The organism is Niallia oryzisoli (genome assembly GCF_043641075.1).
GTDB lineage: Bacteria > Bacillota > Bacilli > Bacillales > Cytobacillaceae > Bacillus_BD > Bacillus_BD oryzisoli_A.
On the sequence record NZ_JBHZRC010000001.1, the window covers coordinates 939,897 to 956,239 of the forward strand.

Below are 16,343 nucleotides of genomic sequence, written 5' to 3' on the forward strand. Positions count from 1 at the left end.
AACCTGGTCGACTACATAAAATAAAAGCGGTGTAATCACACCGCTTTATTTTGCATATTCAACCGCTCTGGTTTCACGAATAACCGTGACTTTAATATGGCCTGGATAATCAAGCTCATCTTCAATCTTTTTACGAATATCACGCGCAAGACGATGTGCTTCTAAATCGTCAATTTGCTCTGGTTTTACAGAAATCCGCACTTCACGGCCTGCTTGAATAGCAAACGATTTCTCAACTCCATCAAACGACTCGGAGATTTCTTCTAACTTCTCAAGACGGCGAATATAGTTCTCAAGCGTCTCTCTTCTTGCTCCAGGACGCGCTGCAGATAATGCATCAGCAGCTGCAACGAGAACGGCAATAATGGAAGTTGGCTCCGTGTCACCATGATGTGATGCAATACTGTTAATTACGACAGGATGTTCTTTATATTTCGTTGCTAGTTCAACCCCAATTTCAACATGGCTGCCTTCCACTTCATGGTCAATTGCTTTACCAATATCATGAAGCAAGCCTGAACGGCGAGCTAAAGTCTCGTCTTCTCCGAGCTCTGCTGCAAGCATTCCGGTCAGCTGTGCGACTTCGATCGAATGCTTTAACACATTCTGTCCATAGCTAGTACGGAATTTCAAGCGGCCAAGAATTTTAATGAGGTCTGGATGCAATCCATGTACACCCACTTCAAATGTTGTTTGTTCTCCAATTTCACGGATATGTTCATCGACTTCCCGCCGCGCTTTGTCCACCATCTCTTCAATTCGTGCAGGATGTATTCTGCCATCTTGGACAAGCTTTTCTAGCGCTAAGCGTGCAGTCTCACGTCTAATTGGATCAAACCCGGAAAGAATAACAGCTTCCGGTGTATCATCAATAATAAGATCAATACCAGTTAGGGTTTCTAAAGTCCGAATGTTTCGACCTTCCCTACCGATAATGCGACCCTTCATCTCGTCATTTGGAAGATTTACAACCGATACAGTTGTTTCAGCAACATGATCAGCTGCACATCGTTGGATAGCCAGTGACAAGATGTCTTTTGCCTTCTTGTCAGATTCCTCTTTTGCTCTTATCTCGCTTTCTTTTATCATTACAGCGACATCGTGTTTTAATTCATGTTCGACCCGCTCTAAAATGATGGTCCTTGCCTCTTCACGAGTTAAGCCCGAGATTCGTTCTAACTCTAATTGCTGTGTTTTTACGATCTCGTCCACTTTGCTTTCCATCTCTTCAATATGCTGTTGTCTTTTGTTAAGAGAATCATCTCTTTTCTCTAAAAGTGCTTCACGTTTTTCTAACGATTCGTCTTTACGGTCAAGATTTTCCTCTTTTTGCAGTAAACGATTTTCTTGTTTTTGCAGTTCATTCCTTCGCTCACGAATTTCACGCTCCGCTTCGTTACGAAGTTTATGAATTTCGTCCTTTGCTTCCAGCATGGCTTCTTTCTTTAAAGAATCCGCATCACGTTTCGCATCTTCTACAATTTGTTCTGCTGCATTTCGTGCTCCTGCAATCTTTGCTTCAGCAATGGATTTACGAACAAAATAGCCAACAACTACACCGACGATAAGGCCAAGCAAAATGGAGATGATTGCAGCTAATAGGTCCATCATTTCACCTCCTTCTGCTATGAACTTGTTTTGAGTTACGTTTCTAAAGTGTCGACATGTACATTGTTCAAAATTCAATATACAGCTCAATGGCTTTTAATACTCATAGAAAAGTAAAATATACATACTTAATTGTAAAGGTGAGTATTTTCAATGTCAAGTGATTGTCCTTACAGCTTTTGCTAATTTTAAATATCAAAAAGTTATGAAAAGCGGAAGTGCCTTTCTTAGCCCGCACCAAAAAAAAGGGCATAGCCAATTGCAGACTACGCCCTTTCAAAATTATTCAATAAAATCCAACTCATCCTGCTCTGGATCATCGGTTAATGGCGTAACTGCCCCTTCACCGTCTAAACCATAATGTTCGCGAATCTTTTGTTGAATTTCAAAAGCAAGTTCCGGATTTTCCTTAATAAACTGCTTGGCATTTTCCCTTCCTTGACCAAGCCGCTCATCATTGTATGAATACCAAGACCCACTTTTTTGAACGATATCCAGTTCTGCACCAATGTCGATGATTTCACCCTCTTTTGAAATACCAACACCATACATGATATCTACTTCAGCAGTACGGAATGGAGGCGCCACTTTATTTTTAACAATTTTGATTTTTGTTCTATTTCCAACAATATCATTACCCTGCTTAATTGCTTCAGCACGACGTACCTCAAGACGTACAGATGAATAGAACTTTAACGCACGGCCACCAGGAGTTGTTTCTGGATTTCCGAACATAACGCCGATTTTTTCCCTGACTTGGTTAATAAAAATCGCAATGGTCTTTGATTTATTAATGGCTCCAGAAAGCTTACGAAGCGCTTGTGACATCAAACGGGCTTGCAGACCCATATGTGAGTCTCCCATTTCTCCTTCAATTTCTGCCTTTGGTACAAGAGCAGCAACCGAGTCCACAACAATAATATCAACAGCTCCACTTCTTACAAGGGCTTCAGCAATCTCTAATGCCTGCTCTCCTGTATCCGGCTGTGATAAAAGCAGCTCATCGATATTAACACCTAATTTTTCTGCGTATACTGGATCAAGCGCGTGCTCAGCATCGATAAATGCTGCCTGTCCGCCCTTTGCCTGTACCTCTGCAATAGCATGCAAGGCAACCGTTGTTTTACCAGAACTTTCAGGACCATACACTTCAATAATACGTCCTCTTGGATATCCACCCACTCCAAGGGCTGCATCTAATGCCAAAGAGCCGCTTGGACATGTTGAAATTCTCCTGTCTGTTTGTTCTCCCAGCTTCATGATAGAACCTTTTCCAAATTGCTTTTCTATTTGCTTTAACGCCTGTTCAAGGGCTGCTTGACGATCACCCACTGTATTTCCTCCTTTATATAAAAAAACTATCAAAAGCCGAATACTATCGGCTATCTCATCTCAAAATCTATCTTAACTATATCTTGTTTTTTCATTTTTGTCTATCAAAATATCGAACATTTATTCGTGGTTTTTCGAAGCTATAATTCTTTGAAAATGCTTATTATTAGTACCAATTTGTCTATTTTCAGCTAGATAAATTTGATAAAAATTAAGAAATTGACGGGTATCTTAATATTGAAAATAATAATCTTATCAATGTAATCATGTATAGTCAAGCACAAAAAACTCCTTTCACAGTGAAAGGAGTCCGGTAATACCTTCCTTATTAGGTTTTAAATACTTTTTAATAAGTAGTGGCAGCCATATTGGACTGTACGGATGCGGATTAAAGTCCGATTGCCGCCAAGCTTTAATTCTTCTACCCGAGTCGGCTGATTTTTAATTTTAATCCCAATAAATACTGTACCAGCCGGTTTACCTTCTAATTCTTCAGGACCTGCAACGCCTGTAAAACTAATACCAATATCTGCATTCATCAACGTTGCTACATTTTCCGCAAGCTCTTTAGCACATTCTGCACTCACGACTCCTTGCTCGGCAATCGTTTCTTCTTTCACATGCAGAACATTTTGTTTTACTTGCGGGTTATAACAAACAACCCCGCCCATGAGCAGTGATCCTGCGCCTGGTATAGATGTTAGCTCTTTCTGGAACATACCTCCGGTTAAACTTTCAGCTGCTGCTATTGTCAGCTTCTTTTCCTTTAGCAGCTTTGAAAGCTCACTCATTAGTGACGTTTCATCATAGCCATAGAAGTATTCTCCAACGCGATTGAGAATCAATTTTTCCGTATCATCTATTAATTGCATGGCAGCTGCTTCTGATTGATGCTTAGCAGTAATCCTGAGCGTCACTTCACCTTCTCCCGCAAGCGGCGCAATCGTTGGGTTTGTCTGAGCGTCAATTAAATCATCAATTTCCGTTTCCAATTGCGACTCACCAATGCCAAAAAACCGCAGTACCCGGGAAACAATTTTTTCCTTGACTTGAAGTTTATTCATGATGATTGGACGGGCATAGGTTAAAAACATCGGCTCCATTTCTTTTGGTGGTCCAGGAAAAAGCATATAAATATGATTTTCTGTAGAACAAATCATTCCTGGCGCCATCCCATGGTCATTTTCCAGCACTTCTGAACCTTCAATGACCAAAGCTTGTTTTCGATTGTTCTCAGACATCGTTCTACCAACACGTTTATAATATGCTTCTATTGAAGCCATCGCATTATCATCTGTAACAAGCGGTCTATGTAAATGAGCTGCAATTGTTTCCTTTGTTAAATCATCTTTTGTCGGTCCAAGACCGCCTGTAAAAATAATCATTTCAGCACGGCTTTCGGCAATGTCAATCGCAGCCTTTAATCTGCCGGCATTATCTCCTACGACTGTATGATAATAGACGTTAATTCCCATATCCGCAAGCGTTCTTGATAGAAAACGAGCATTCGTATTGACTATCTGTCCTAATAATAATTCAGAACCTACTGCAATAATTTCTGCATGCATAAACAAACCCCGATTCTAAGTAGTTTTTTATCCCTGACCGCGACAAGGCAAGGCACTTCCGCTTGTCTTTGTCTAGCTCCAGTGTCTAGCCGCTCGAGGTCTTAAGATGAAACGCAGAGAAGGTTAAAGTACAACCTTCTCCCCGTTCCATCTTAAGCTTGTCGCGGCTTGGCAAGGCACTTCTGCTTTTCTATTTTGAATTGATAAATGGTTCTTTATTTTTTACAAAATAATCCCATCCAGACCAAACCGTAAAGAATAAAGCAACCCAGAGTGCGATCATATCAAATGGAATTGAAATCATTTCAAATAGAATATTGTGCAGCAGCAGTGCAGAAATTGCTACGATCTGTGCCCAGGTTTTGATTTTCCCAAGCATATTGGCTGCAACAACTTCTCCTGCTCCTGCCAATACAAGACGCAGACCAGTCACGGCAAACTCACGACTGATAATAATGATAACGATCCACGATGGAGCCAAGCTAAGTTCAACTAGAACTATTAAAGCCGCAGAAACTAGCAGCTTGTCCGCAAGGGGATCAAGAAACTTACCTAAATTCGTAACCATATTATATTTACGAGCGTAATGCCCATCAATCCAGTCTGTTGTAGATGCGATAATAAAAATTAAAGCCCCTACAAAATGAGTTACCGGCATGCTGGTTCCCAGTAGAGATATCTCTCCCCATGAAAAAGGCACAACCATAATGATAAGAAAAATAGGAATTAGAAAAATACGTGATATTGTAATCTTATTTGGCAAATTCATTAACTTTCCCTCCAAAACAAATAACGCAAACTATCGATGAGTCTACGAGAAAAAATAGTCATCACCTTTCATGATGACTATTGATTCGTTTTTACATAACGGATGATAATATCCTGACGTACAACTTCAGTAGGAGATATGGCATATTCCAGCTTTTGGTCATTAATATAAATTTCTGTTGCGGTAGAATTACCAGCTACCACTACCACTTCTGTTTCTTGGGACATATCAAGGATTTGACTATCTGTTTCACCCTTTTTCAGCATACCTTGAAAGAACGAATATCCTTTACTATTTTTAATATTCACCCAAGTATCACCAGTAGAAATAACCTTCAATTCAAATTTTGCTGTATTAGTCAGTTCATAAATGGATTGATCTCCATTTGCTTCAACGACCTTTAGCTCCTGAGAAGGTGGCACAGGCACCTCCTCAGCCTTTTCTTTTTTAGCATCTTCTACATCAGCATTTTCTTCAGTCTGATCCTGTTGATCTTTTTTACTGTCTTTCGTAAGATCTGCTGATTCCTCATATGTAATTTCCTGCTTACTTTCTTTTGGTACCGCTTCTTCTCCATCATTACCGGAATACTTTTGTGCTAAATACCAGATAAAAACAAAGACTCCAATAATCAGAACCCCTATCAAAACCTTCGGCAGCACATCCAGTACCTTTGAGCCGTTTTCAGAAATAGATTTTCTTGTTTGAACACGAGAAAGTTGTCCAGGAATATCCTCGCTTACGATACTAGGTATTTCATCTTTAAACTCTTCAAAAAGCACCTCGGGTTCAAGACCAACTGCTTCAGCATATTGCTTGATAAAGGCCCTTACATAAAACTTGCCTGGCATCGAACTATAATTACCTTCTTCAATTCCAACCAAATAACGTTTTTGAATCTTTGTTGCTTCCTGTAAATCATCTAGACTCAAACCTTTTTCTAAACGCGCTTCTTTTAAGCGATTACCCAATTCTGTCAATTGTAACACCTTCCAACTAGCTAAAAGTCAAACTCTCCAAATTCCGCAGAAGAGAATAGAGTGTTTTTTTCCACTATATCATATGTGATTTCTTCATCCGGATCGTTACGCAGCTCTATCATATAATCAAAATCATCAAGTGTGTACTCTGTATTTTGCACAAAAATATCTGGATGCTCGATTACTTTTACGGCAGGTAATCTCATTATTTCTCGAATGAGCTGCCAATGCCTTTCATTTGCCCTTCTAGTCGAGACAATCCCATCAATAATGAATAGATTATCTTTGTTATATTCATCTTCTATCAATTGATTTCGGATCGTTTGCTTTAATAATGTTGATGAAACAAATAACCAACGCTTATTAGCACAAACACTTGATGCAACAATTGATTCAGTTTTTCCAACCCGAGGCATCCCACGAATTCCAATTAGTTTATGGCCCTCCTGTTTAAATAGTTCTGCCATAAAATCAACTAAAATTCCAAGGTCATCCCGAACAAAACGAAAGGTTTTTTTATCATCCGCATCTCTTTGTATGTACCGACCGTGTCTCACCGCAAGACGGTCCCTGAGCTTTGGCTTTCTTAACTTGATTAGTTTTATTGTATCCATAGTATGTAAAATAGACTCTAGTCTTTCAATTTGTTTGTCATCTTTTGCTAAAATTAAGAGTCCGCGTCTGCCTTCTTCAACTCCGTTTATCGTGACAATGTTGATGGACATCATTCCTAATAAAGATGCGATATCTCCTAACAGTCCAGGTCTATTAGATTGGATTTCATATTCTAAATACCACTCTTCTTTCTCCATTCCATACCCCCTCCTTCTATAGGCCAATTCTGATACCAAGATAAAAGGATGTTCAAACCGTTCGGAAGTATGAAACTCATACACCCTGCAAAACCAATCATCACTGGTGGCTTTTGAACCCCCAACTTCTATCATATCTGATTTTAATTGAAGATGAAAGAGAAAAGCGGTTAGTCTAGCAAAATTCACCAAAAACAGCAGCTGTACATTTGGATAAATACTCAACTAGTTGTTCCGTTATTATTATATTTATATAATGAAATCTAAAAAAAGAGAGGTTATTGGTTCCGAATGAACACAATCTCCTCTCTCACCTATTAATATAAGGGGTATTAGGTCACTTTGTTATGACTGGTTGGTTCCGTTATTTTCAACAAGTTTGACCATAATGCTTGCGATTGCCTGTTGTTCTTCAGGAGTTGCAACTGACCATAAATCAGCAAGAACTCTTTCCTGCTCATTTTTAGGGTCTACTTGTTTTGCTAAATAGTCTCCAACCTGATAAGCCAGATCATTGATTGTACCTTTGTCCATGCCTTGCTGTTCTGCTTGATTTAAACGATCACCTAAAAAGTCTTTCCATTGCTGCCAGTTTTCTAAAATAGACATAATTTTGAACCTCCTATGTTGGTATTACCTTTTTATTTTGCATAGTTAGGATTCAAAATATACATCCTTTATTACTTAAAGAAACTCCTTTACATATACCACCCGCCATTTACCCCTACTATCTGTCCTGTTATGTATCCTGCTTTTTTAGATAGCAAAAAAGAAACACTTTCAGCAACATCTTCCGGCTCGGCCAATCTCCCCATTGGGATATCTCCTTTAATTATGTCCAAATCCTCCTCATTAAAATGGGCCAGCATTGCTGTATTGACAGCACCGGGAGCCACACCATTTACGCGGATTCCGTTCAATGCTAATTCCTTGGCCAAGGATTTCACTAATGAAATTTGGGCACCTTTAACGGTTGAATAAATCACTTCACAGGCAGCACCTGTTTGTCCCCAAATAGACGTAACAAACAAAATAGTACCTGACTGCTGTCTAATCATTTTCGGAAGCAGTTCCCTTGTTAACATAATAGGTGAAGTGACATGAACCATCATCATCTTATCAACGGTTTCGATCTCTGTATCCACGAATAATCCATAATGACTGATTCCACTGTTATGGATGATAGAATCAATCGAAAAAATATTGTCTGACAGTATTTTATAGCCTTCCTTTTTTGACAAATCCGCTTGAATAGGAATAAACTCGCCGTCATAAATGGATAATTCCTCTAGCAAACCTCTGATCGATTGCACATTTTGATGATAATGCAAATAAAGAGAATAACCATCCTTTGCTAATTTAAGCGCAATCGCACGTCCAATACCTCCGCTCGCACCGGTAACTAAAGCATATTTCCTCATGCACAAACCACTTCCCCAATAGATTTTTCACCTATTGTATCAAAAAAACGCCGACTAAGGCGGCGTTATTTTTTCGGGACCACCTGACAAACGGTGATTCGTTCTTGTGCAATAAATTTAGCTGCTGCTGCTTTTAATTCATCAACTGTTATACTTTCCAATGTAGGAACAACATCGAACAGGTTCATGTCATTAAAGGCATAACGGGTAAATTGATTAGCAATATACTCTGGTGAATTAATAGCCCGCAGGAATGTTCCGATTTTTTTCCTTTTCGTCCGTTCCAGATTTTCAGTCGTAAAAACATTTCCTTCTTTCGCCAATAACAGCATTTTCTCTAAATCTTCAGCCAAACGATCAGGATTATTTGTGTCCCCGCCGACCATCGCAAATCCGAAGCCCTTTTCCTGACTATAATCGAATGAAAATGAATCATCAATCAAGCCAGCTGAATATAATTCATGATAATTTTCTGAACTTTTTCCAAATAAAACCTCAAGCATCATATTTAAAGTCAGTTCATGCTTTAACATCTCTGCACCCGATTGCTCGTTCGATTCCGCTTTTACGCCAACAAGACATTTTGATGTTTGGACATTCATTTTTAATACTTGTTTTTTCTCCGCTACCTCATCAGGCTCTGCTTCAAACCGCCGCTTTATTTCCGGTACACTATCATAGTGCTTTTTACTTTGATTCGCTTTAATCTGCGTCATAATTTTAACCGGATCAACTGGACCGACAACAAACAATAGCATATTGCTTGGATGATAGAAGGTACCGTAGCATTCATACAACAGGTCTTTCGTAATATGTGAAATGGACTCCACTGTTCCTGCTATATCAATTCTGACAGGATGATTACGATACATATTTTGAATGATACCATAATACAACCGCCAGTCTGGATTATCATCATACATCGTTATTTCTTGACCAATAATCCCTTTTTCCTTTTCAACTGTTTTTTCACTAAAATAGGGCTCTTGAACAAAATCCATTAAGGTTTCAAGGTTCAGCTCTACATCAGATGTACTTGAAAACAAATAAGCTGTCCTGGTAAAAGAGGTAAAGGCATTAGCCGAAGCACCCTGTTTACTGAATTGCTGAAAAACGTCGCCATCCTCTTTTTCAAAAAGCTTATGCTCTAAAAAGTGGGCTATCCCATCCGGAACCTTTAAATATTCCTCTTTTCCAAGTGGAATAAAATGATTATCAATGGAACCATACTTCGTTGTAAAAGTAGCATATGTTTTATTAAATCCATTTTTTGGCAAAATATATACTTCTAATCCATTATCAAGCTTTTCATGAAAAAGCTTCTCTTGGAGTTGATTAAATTCAATTTTTTCCATCCTATTGCTCTGCCCCCTCAGTTAAAAAATAGATGGTGTCTAATTCGATCTTTCCAGCTACTTTTATGATTTCGTCTTTGGTCACTTGGTCCATTTTAGCTATCCAATGATCAAGTGAAATATTTTCATTGGAGACAACATTATGATATAAAATTTCTACCATCCCTCTTGCATTATCAATCGTTTCCAAAAGCTGATTTTTAATTACTGCTTTTGTTTGGTTGATTTCCTCTTCAGTGAATTCACCTGCATTCATTGCTTTCATTTGCTCTTTTATAATAGAAACCGCTTGATCATAATTTTTATTATCAATACCGGACATCACAAGCATGAGTCCTTTATGACTTTCCAATCGACTTGCCACATAATAAGCGAGACTTGCCTTTTCCCTAACATTTATAAAAAGTTTAGAATGAGAAAAACCACCAAAAATACCATTAAACAATTGCAGTGCATAATAATCTTCATCACCATAGTAAACATTCGTACGGAAACCAATATTCAGCTTTCCTTGTTTTACATCTTGTGCCTCTTTGATTTCTTTAACATCTGATGTGTTAAGATCACCTTTTCGATCAATTAATTTTGGCGTTCTTTTCTTGAAATCAAACAAATTAGCAGCGAGTCTTTCTACTTCCTCTTCCTTTACATCACCGACTACAAACAAATCGAGTTCATCTTCAGCAAGTGCCTGTTGGTAATATTCATATAAAATCTCTGACGTAATGGAGTCAACATCCTCAAGCTGACCATGTACATATAATGCATATGGTTCCTCTTTACACATTTCCTGAATAACCCGGAAATTAGAATATTTCATTTTGTCATCATAAACAGATTGAATCCGTTGTTTTAATGAACGCTTCTCATTATCCATCGTCGTTTGATTAAAGGTCCGTCCTTCTATATTCGGATTCGTAAGCACCTCGGCAAGAAAACCAAACGCTTTTTCCAATAATGGAGTTGAATCAGATAAAAATTTCTCATTGGCAACTTCCATTGAAAAACTAATGACATGGTATTCACCCTTTTTACCCAAATCTACATGAAACGTCGCACCATACAGTTCATCTAAATAGGATCTTAGCAGCGAGGTTGTTGGAAATTTTTTCGAATTGCTTTGTAACACATGAGGAAGTAAAGCTCGTTTTGTCACGTTTTCCTTTTCCAATGGGGCCTTCATTTTGAATACGATTGTATTGGTTTTATATTTTTCAGTGGGGATAATATGGAGCTTCATCCCATTAACATCTAGTATACTTTCTGTTAAAACACCCATCTACGTTCCTCCTTTAATTTCTGCTTTTTAAAGCATATGTAAACACTAATACGGTTATTTTCTATATTCTCCTCTAAATACCAACATATTCTTACTATACATCTGTTAATTTCTTACAATCAAGTTTTTAGAAAGGAAAACCGATTGCAAGATTATGTCATTGACAACTAATAATAAAATAATCTATAGTTATATTGATTTTTATAGTAAATGATTCGGGTGATATTCACCGGAGAGGTTCATAGCAGATACCCTCTATAAAAAACTATGGCTTTGATGATTAAAATCAACCATATCCAGCTGCGGATATGGTTTTATTTTATTTTTTTCAAGGTTATATGGATGCTATGAGCCTTTCTACATGAGATGAAACATATGGAGGCTTATTTTTTATGTCAACTAGAAAAGAAAATGAGTTAGATGGTGTTACACTTTTAGGCAATCAAGGTACAAAATATGCATTTGATTATGCCCCGGAAATTCTGGAGGTATTTGATAATAAACATCCTAATCGCGATTATTTTGTTAAATTTAACTGTCCGGAATTTACAAGTCTTTGTCCTATCACCGGACAGCCGGACTTTGCAACCATTTACATCAGTTATATTCCTGATCAGAAAATGGTCGAAAGCAAGTCGCTGAAGCTATATTTATTTAGCTTCCGAAATCATGGCGACTTTCATGAGGATTGTATGAATATTATTATGAATGATTTAATCAAGCTGATGGAACCAAGATACATAGAGGTTTGGGGTAAATTCACGCCAAGAGGAGGAATTTCCATTGACCCTTACTGTAATTACGGCAAACCAGGGACTAAATTTGAAAAAATGGCGGATTACCGCCTGATGAATCATGATTTATATCCTGAGACAGTTGATAATCGCTAATATAGAGGTTATGTGAGGAGAATAAGAATGAAAAACGAAAAAGCTGTTGTCGTTTTTAGTGGCGGACAGGACAGTACAACTTGTTTATTCTGGGCGATAAAGAAATTTGCAGAAGTAGAAGCTGTTACATTTGATTATAACCAACGACATGCAACTGAAATTGAATGTGCAAAAAATATTACTTCTACCCTTGGGATTAAACATCATATATTAGATATGAGTCTATTAAATCAATTAGCCCCCAATGCATTAACCAGAGATGATATAGAGATAAAAGAAGACCAAAATGACGGGTTGCCTTCTACATTTGTACCGGGGAGAAACTTATTATTTTTATCCTTTGCAGGTGTTTTAGCCTATCAGATTGGTGCAAGGCATATCATAACGGGTGTGTGCGAGACAGATTTCAGCGGCTATCCTGACTGCAGGGATTCATTCATCAAATCTTTAAATGTCAGCTTAAACCTGTCTATGGACAAATCCTTTGTCATTCATACGCCACTGATGTGGTTAAATAAAGCTGAAACATGGAAGCTAGCAGATGAGCTAGATGCTTTCGATTTTATCCGTGAGAACACCCTAACCTGCTATAACGGTCTAATAGCTGATGGGTGCGGAGAATGCCCTGCCTGTAAGCTTAGAAGAAAAGGTCTTGAAGAATATTTAGACGGAAGAAAGGATTTGTAGTCATGTATGGTTTTCGTATTGTTGATAAACTGCAGAAAATCGATGTAGACATCAAAAGACAGCAGTTAAAATATCATACTAAAAGAGTCCTAGTCAGCAAGGAATTTACCTTTGACGCTGCCCACCATCTTCATGATTATGAGGGAAAATGCAAGAACCTGCACGGACATACGTATAAGGTGATTTTCGGGATTAGCGGATTTGTTGACGAAAGAGGAATCATGATTGATTTTGGAGATATCAAAGAGGTTTGGAAATCAGAAATTGAGATTCATTTAGACCATCGCTACTTGAACGAAACACTTCCGCCGATGAACACGACCGCCGAAAATATGGTCGTGTGGATTTATGAAAAGATGAAGGATGCACTGCAACAGGAAAGTAGAAAGAACCTGTATTCTGGGGCAAGAGTAGAATTTGTCCGCCTTTACGAAACACCTACCTCCTATGCAGAGGCTAGACGGGAGTGGATGGAAAATGAGTAGTATTCCTGTACTGGAGATTTTCGGACCCACTATTCAAGGAGAAGGAATGGTAATTGGACAAAAGACAATGTTTGTCAGAACAGCTGGCTGTGATTATTCCTGCGCCTGGTGTGATTCTTCCTTCACTTGGGATGGAACGGGTAAAGATGATATTAGACAAATGAGCGCAGTTGAAATATGGGAAGAACTGAAAGCGTTAGGCGGGGATGGGTTTTCCTTTGTGACGATTTCAGGCGGCAACCCTGCGTTATTAAAGGGCATTGGTTCTTTCATTGAGATTTTGCAGCAAAATAAAATCAAGATTTGTTTGGAAACACAGGGCAGTAAATGGCAGGATTGGTTTTATGAGATTGATGAATTAACGATCTCACCCAAGCCTCCCAGTTCCGGTATGGTTACTGATTTTGAAGTATTAGATTCGATTCTTGAAAAATTGGAACAAAACCAAAGAAAGCAAAATATTTCTTTAAAAGTCGTGATATTTGACGATATGGATTTTGAATATGCCAAAAGCGTTCACCATCGCTACGTAAACGTTCCGTTCTATCTACAAACTGGGAATGATGATTCCAAAACCTCTGATGATGGTCAGTTGTTACACAGGCTGTTACATAAATATGAATGGCTGATAACCAAGGTTATGCTTGATGACAGCTTAAAGGATGTAAAGGTACTGCCACAATTACACACATATATTTGGGGAAATAAACGGGCAGTTTAATCAAAAAAGTGCAGACTATTGTCTGCACTTTTTTTAAACGATATCTTCTGATGAAGGTTTTGTCATTAATACGGCACGAGGCTTACTGCCTTCATACGGACCGACAATACCTCTAGCTTCCATTTCATCGATCAACCTCGCTGCCCTTGTATAGCCAATACGAAATCTACGCTGCAGCATTGAAACGGAAGCGGTTTGCATGTCAAGAACTAAATCAACAGCTTCACCATATAGCTCATCTTCCACTTCTGCTCGGTTATTCGGAATATCATCCGGAATCATATCTTCCTGATACTGAGCTTTTTGTTGATCAATAACAAAATCCACTATCTCTTCCACTTCTTCATCTGAAAGAAAGGCACCTTGTACACGCACAGGCTTTGAAGCACCAACAGGGAAAAATAACATATCCCCGCGTCCTAAGAGCTTCTCAGCACCTCCCATGTCAAGGATGGTCCTTGAGTCTGTTGCAGATGAAACAGCAAATGCAATCCTAGAAGGGATATTTGCTTTAATAACACCCGTTATTACATCAACAGATGGACGCTGTGTCGCAATAATTAAGTGGATACCTGCTGCACGAGCCATTTGAGCAAGTCTTGTAATTGAATCCTCCACGTCCGAAGAAGCAACCATCATTAAATCAGCAAGCTCATCGACAATAACGACAATATACGGAAGCAGTGGCTGTTGACCTTCTTCCTCAGCATTTTGTCTTCTTATATGCTCATTATAGCCTTCAATATTTCTTGTTCCTGTATGGGAAAATAAATCATATCTTCTCTCCATTTCATTTACTACCTTTTGCAATGCCTGTGAAGCTTTTTTCGGATTTGTCACAACAGGCGCCAGCAAATGAGGGATACCGTTATATACATTTAATTCAACCATTTTTGGATCAACCATCATCAGCTTGACTTCATGTGGTTTTGCCCTCATAAGAATACTTGTAATAATCCCATTAATACAAACACTTTTCCCGCTTCCTGTTGCACCAGCAACAAGTAGATGGGGCATTTTATTTAATTCGGCTAATACTGCTTCACCTGTAATATCACGACCCAATCCAATCATCAGCTTCGATTCAGGCTTATTATTTTGCTTAGATTCCAGGACTTCCCGTAATGAAACCATCGCAATCTCAGTGTTGGGCACTTCAATACCAATGGCTGATTTCCCAGGAATCGGTGCTTCCATTCGAATATCCTTTGCTGCTAAGGCTAAGGCAAGATCATCCGTTAAGCTGACGATTTTACTTACTTTTACACCTACGTCGGGGTGTACTTCATATTTTGTAACAGCTGGTCCAAGGTGTACCTGTGTCACATTCGCTTTTACGCCAAAGCTTTGGAAGGTACGCTCAAGCTTTGCTGCATTTTCTTGAATTAGAGCATATTCCCCACTTTGATCCGTGTATTTAGGCTGTTTTAAAAGATCGATTGGTGGAAGTTCATAATCCACATTTTCAACTTCTATCACTTCGTTAAATGTAATTGGCGGAGTGTCTTCTTCCATTTCGGTCGTCTCTTCTGCCTTTTCTGATTCTGGTTTATCGCTTTGCTGATAAGCACGTTCAGCAAAGCTAGAAATAATCGGTTCCGGCTTAACAATTTCCTCCTGCTCCGCATGTGCCGTATGAATAATTGGATTTGCATCCTTTTTGTCCACTGTCTGCTTTCGTGTATCCGTTTGTTTGACCGTACGTTTTTCTTCTCGCTTCTTTTGCTGATCTTCTTTCCAATTTTGCAAATCATCTTTAAAAGACAGCCATTGTCTACCCATAAAGCGACCAAACGAAGTAAAAACCTTACCGGCAGCCTCGCCGAATGTTTTTCCGGTTAATAGGATAAATCCAATCAATATAAGAACAAAGGCAAGAAGCTTTGTTCCGGCTTCATCAAATAAATAATAAAAAAGCGCAAATAAAACAGCACCTGCCATTCCGCCTCCAAGGTCGGCTGTGCTTGCTTCTCCCCGAACCTCCAGCCAATATAATTCCCATGTATTAGCAATTACACTTGGGTTTACGAATTTATCACCATTTGAGAGCAGTTGAAAAAGAGTAATATGACTTAACAGTAAGAGTGCTGAAATGATGATGTAAATACCGATTAATTTAGTAGATAACAGGAATGGTCGCTTTCGTTTCCACATTAAATAAGCACCATAGATAATCATGCCGATAAGGCCAATCATATACCATTCACCGATAAAAAAACGATAAAACAGTACAACCGCATGACCGACAGCCCCTAAGTTGGCTATTGAAATGATGGAAAGGGCTATTAATAGGAGGGCAACTAATTCATATTGAATCGTTTGTTTGATATGTGTTTTATTTCTGGATTGTCGCCTTTTTCTTTTGGCCATCGTATCACCTTACAGATTTATTGTTTAGTAATGAAGAGAGCAGCCTATTGGCTGCTCTTCATGTTT

Annotated in this window: 15 protein-coding genes; 4 read left to right on the forward strand and 11 right to left on the reverse strand. The window is 38.6% G+C overall.

The window, feature by feature from the left end; genetic code table 11:
- Positions 1–45: 45 nt before the first annotated feature.
- The 10 genes from rny to yfmF all read right to left on the reverse strand — a co-directional run bounded on the left by rny (position 46) and on the right by yfmF (position 11,124).
- On the reverse strand, positions 46–1,608 hold the full coding sequence (gene rny, locus ACHUFV_RS04790; RefSeq protein WP_394232457.1) for a ribonuclease Y: 1,563 nt from the start codon (positions 1,606–1,608) through the stop codon (positions 46–48).
- Between the two features lie 282 nt (positions 1,609–1,890).
- Complete coding sequence (recA, locus tag ACHUFV_RS04795) at positions 1,891–2,940, reverse strand: recombinase RecA (RefSeq protein ID WP_394232458.1); 1,050 nt, start codon at positions 2,938–2,940, stop codon at positions 1,891–1,893.
- A gap of 335 nt (positions 2,941–3,275) precedes the next feature.
- Complete coding sequence (locus ACHUFV_RS04800) at positions 3,276–4,508, reverse strand: competence/damage-inducible protein A (RefSeq protein ID WP_394232459.1); 1,233 nt, start codon at positions 4,506–4,508, stop codon at positions 3,276–3,278.
- A gap of 190 nt (positions 4,509–4,698) precedes the next feature.
- Positions 4,699–5,277, reverse strand: a complete 579-nt coding sequence (gene pgsA, locus ACHUFV_RS04805; protein WP_394232460.1) for a CDP-diacylglycerol--glycerol-3-phosphate 3-phosphatidyltransferase — start codon at positions 5,275–5,277, stop codon at positions 4,699–4,701.
- Positions 5,278–5,354: 77 nt separating this feature from the next.
- Positions 5,355–6,257: a helix-turn-helix domain-containing protein gene (locus tag ACHUFV_RS04810; protein WP_394232461.1), complete on the reverse strand. Its 903-nt coding sequence runs from the start codon at positions 6,255–6,257 to the stop codon at positions 5,355–5,357.
- A 20-nt stretch (positions 6,258–6,277) separates the two neighbouring features.
- Complete coding sequence (locus ACHUFV_RS04815) at positions 6,278–7,069, reverse strand: DUF3388 domain-containing protein (RefSeq protein WP_394232462.1); 792 nt, start codon at positions 7,067–7,069, stop codon at positions 6,278–6,280.
- 345 nt (positions 7,070–7,414) lie between these two features.
- Complete coding sequence (locus ACHUFV_RS04820; protein WP_394232463.1) at positions 7,415–7,678, reverse strand: DUF3243 domain-containing protein; 264 nt, start codon at positions 7,676–7,678, stop codon at positions 7,415–7,417.
- An 89-nt stretch (positions 7,679–7,767) separates the two neighbouring features.
- Entirely contained in the window at positions 7,768–8,490 is a 723-nt protein-coding gene (gene ymfI / locus ACHUFV_RS04825) for an elongation factor P 5-aminopentanone reductase (RefSeq protein ID WP_394232464.1), read from the reverse strand.
- A gap of 65 nt (positions 8,491–8,555) precedes the next feature.
- Positions 8,556–9,845 carry an EF-P 5-aminopentanol modification-associated protein YfmH gene (gene yfmH / locus ACHUFV_RS04830; RefSeq protein WP_394232465.1) on the reverse strand — a complete coding sequence of 430 codons (1,290 nt, stop codon included), beginning with the start codon at positions 9,843–9,845 and terminating at the stop codon, positions 8,556–8,558.
- Between the two features lies 1 nt (position 9,846).
- Positions 9,847–11,124, reverse strand: a complete 1,278-nt coding sequence (gene yfmF, locus ACHUFV_RS04835; protein ID WP_394232466.1) for an EF-P 5-aminopentanol modification-associated protein YfmF — start codon at positions 11,122–11,124, stop codon at positions 9,847–9,849.
- Positions 11,125–11,516: 392 nt separating this feature from the next.
- Here yfmF and queF point away from each other — a divergent pair, with 392 nt between their 5' ends.
- Genes queF through queE form a run of 4 tightly spaced genes read left to right on the forward strand, consistent with a single transcriptional unit; the run spans position 11,517 to position 13,907 of the window.
- The gene (gene queF, locus ACHUFV_RS04840; RefSeq protein WP_394232467.1) at positions 11,517–12,014 is read left to right on the forward strand and encodes a preQ(1) synthase; all 498 of its coding nucleotides are present in this window, start codon (positions 11,517–11,519) and stop codon (positions 12,012–12,014) included.
- A 27-nt stretch (positions 12,015–12,041) separates the two neighbouring features.
- Complete coding sequence (gene queC, locus ACHUFV_RS04845; RefSeq protein ID WP_394232468.1) at positions 12,042–12,701, forward strand: 7-cyano-7-deazaguanine synthase QueC; 660 nt, start codon at positions 12,042–12,044, stop codon at positions 12,699–12,701.
- A 2-nt stretch (positions 12,702–12,703) separates the two neighbouring features.
- Positions 12,704–13,186, forward strand: a complete 483-nt coding sequence (gene queD / locus ACHUFV_RS04850; protein WP_394232469.1) for a 6-carboxytetrahydropterin synthase QueD — start codon at positions 12,704–12,706, stop codon at positions 13,184–13,186.
- Positions 13,179–13,907: a 7-carboxy-7-deazaguanine synthase QueE gene (gene queE / locus ACHUFV_RS04855; protein ID WP_394232470.1), complete on the forward strand. Its 729-nt coding sequence runs from the start codon at positions 13,179–13,181 to the stop codon at positions 13,905–13,907. The genes queD and queE overlap by 8 nt, the downstream gene beginning before the upstream one ends.
- A 33-nt stretch (positions 13,908–13,940) precedes the next feature.
- Here queE and ACHUFV_RS04860 read toward each other — a convergent pair whose 3' ends face one another.
- Positions 13,941–16,277 (reverse strand): FtsK/SpoIIIE family DNA translocase, encoded by a 2,337-nt coding sequence (locus ACHUFV_RS04860; protein ID WP_394232471.1) that lies wholly within the window; start codon positions 16,275–16,277, stop codon positions 13,941–13,943.
- Positions 16,278–16,343 lie beyond the last annotated feature (66 nt).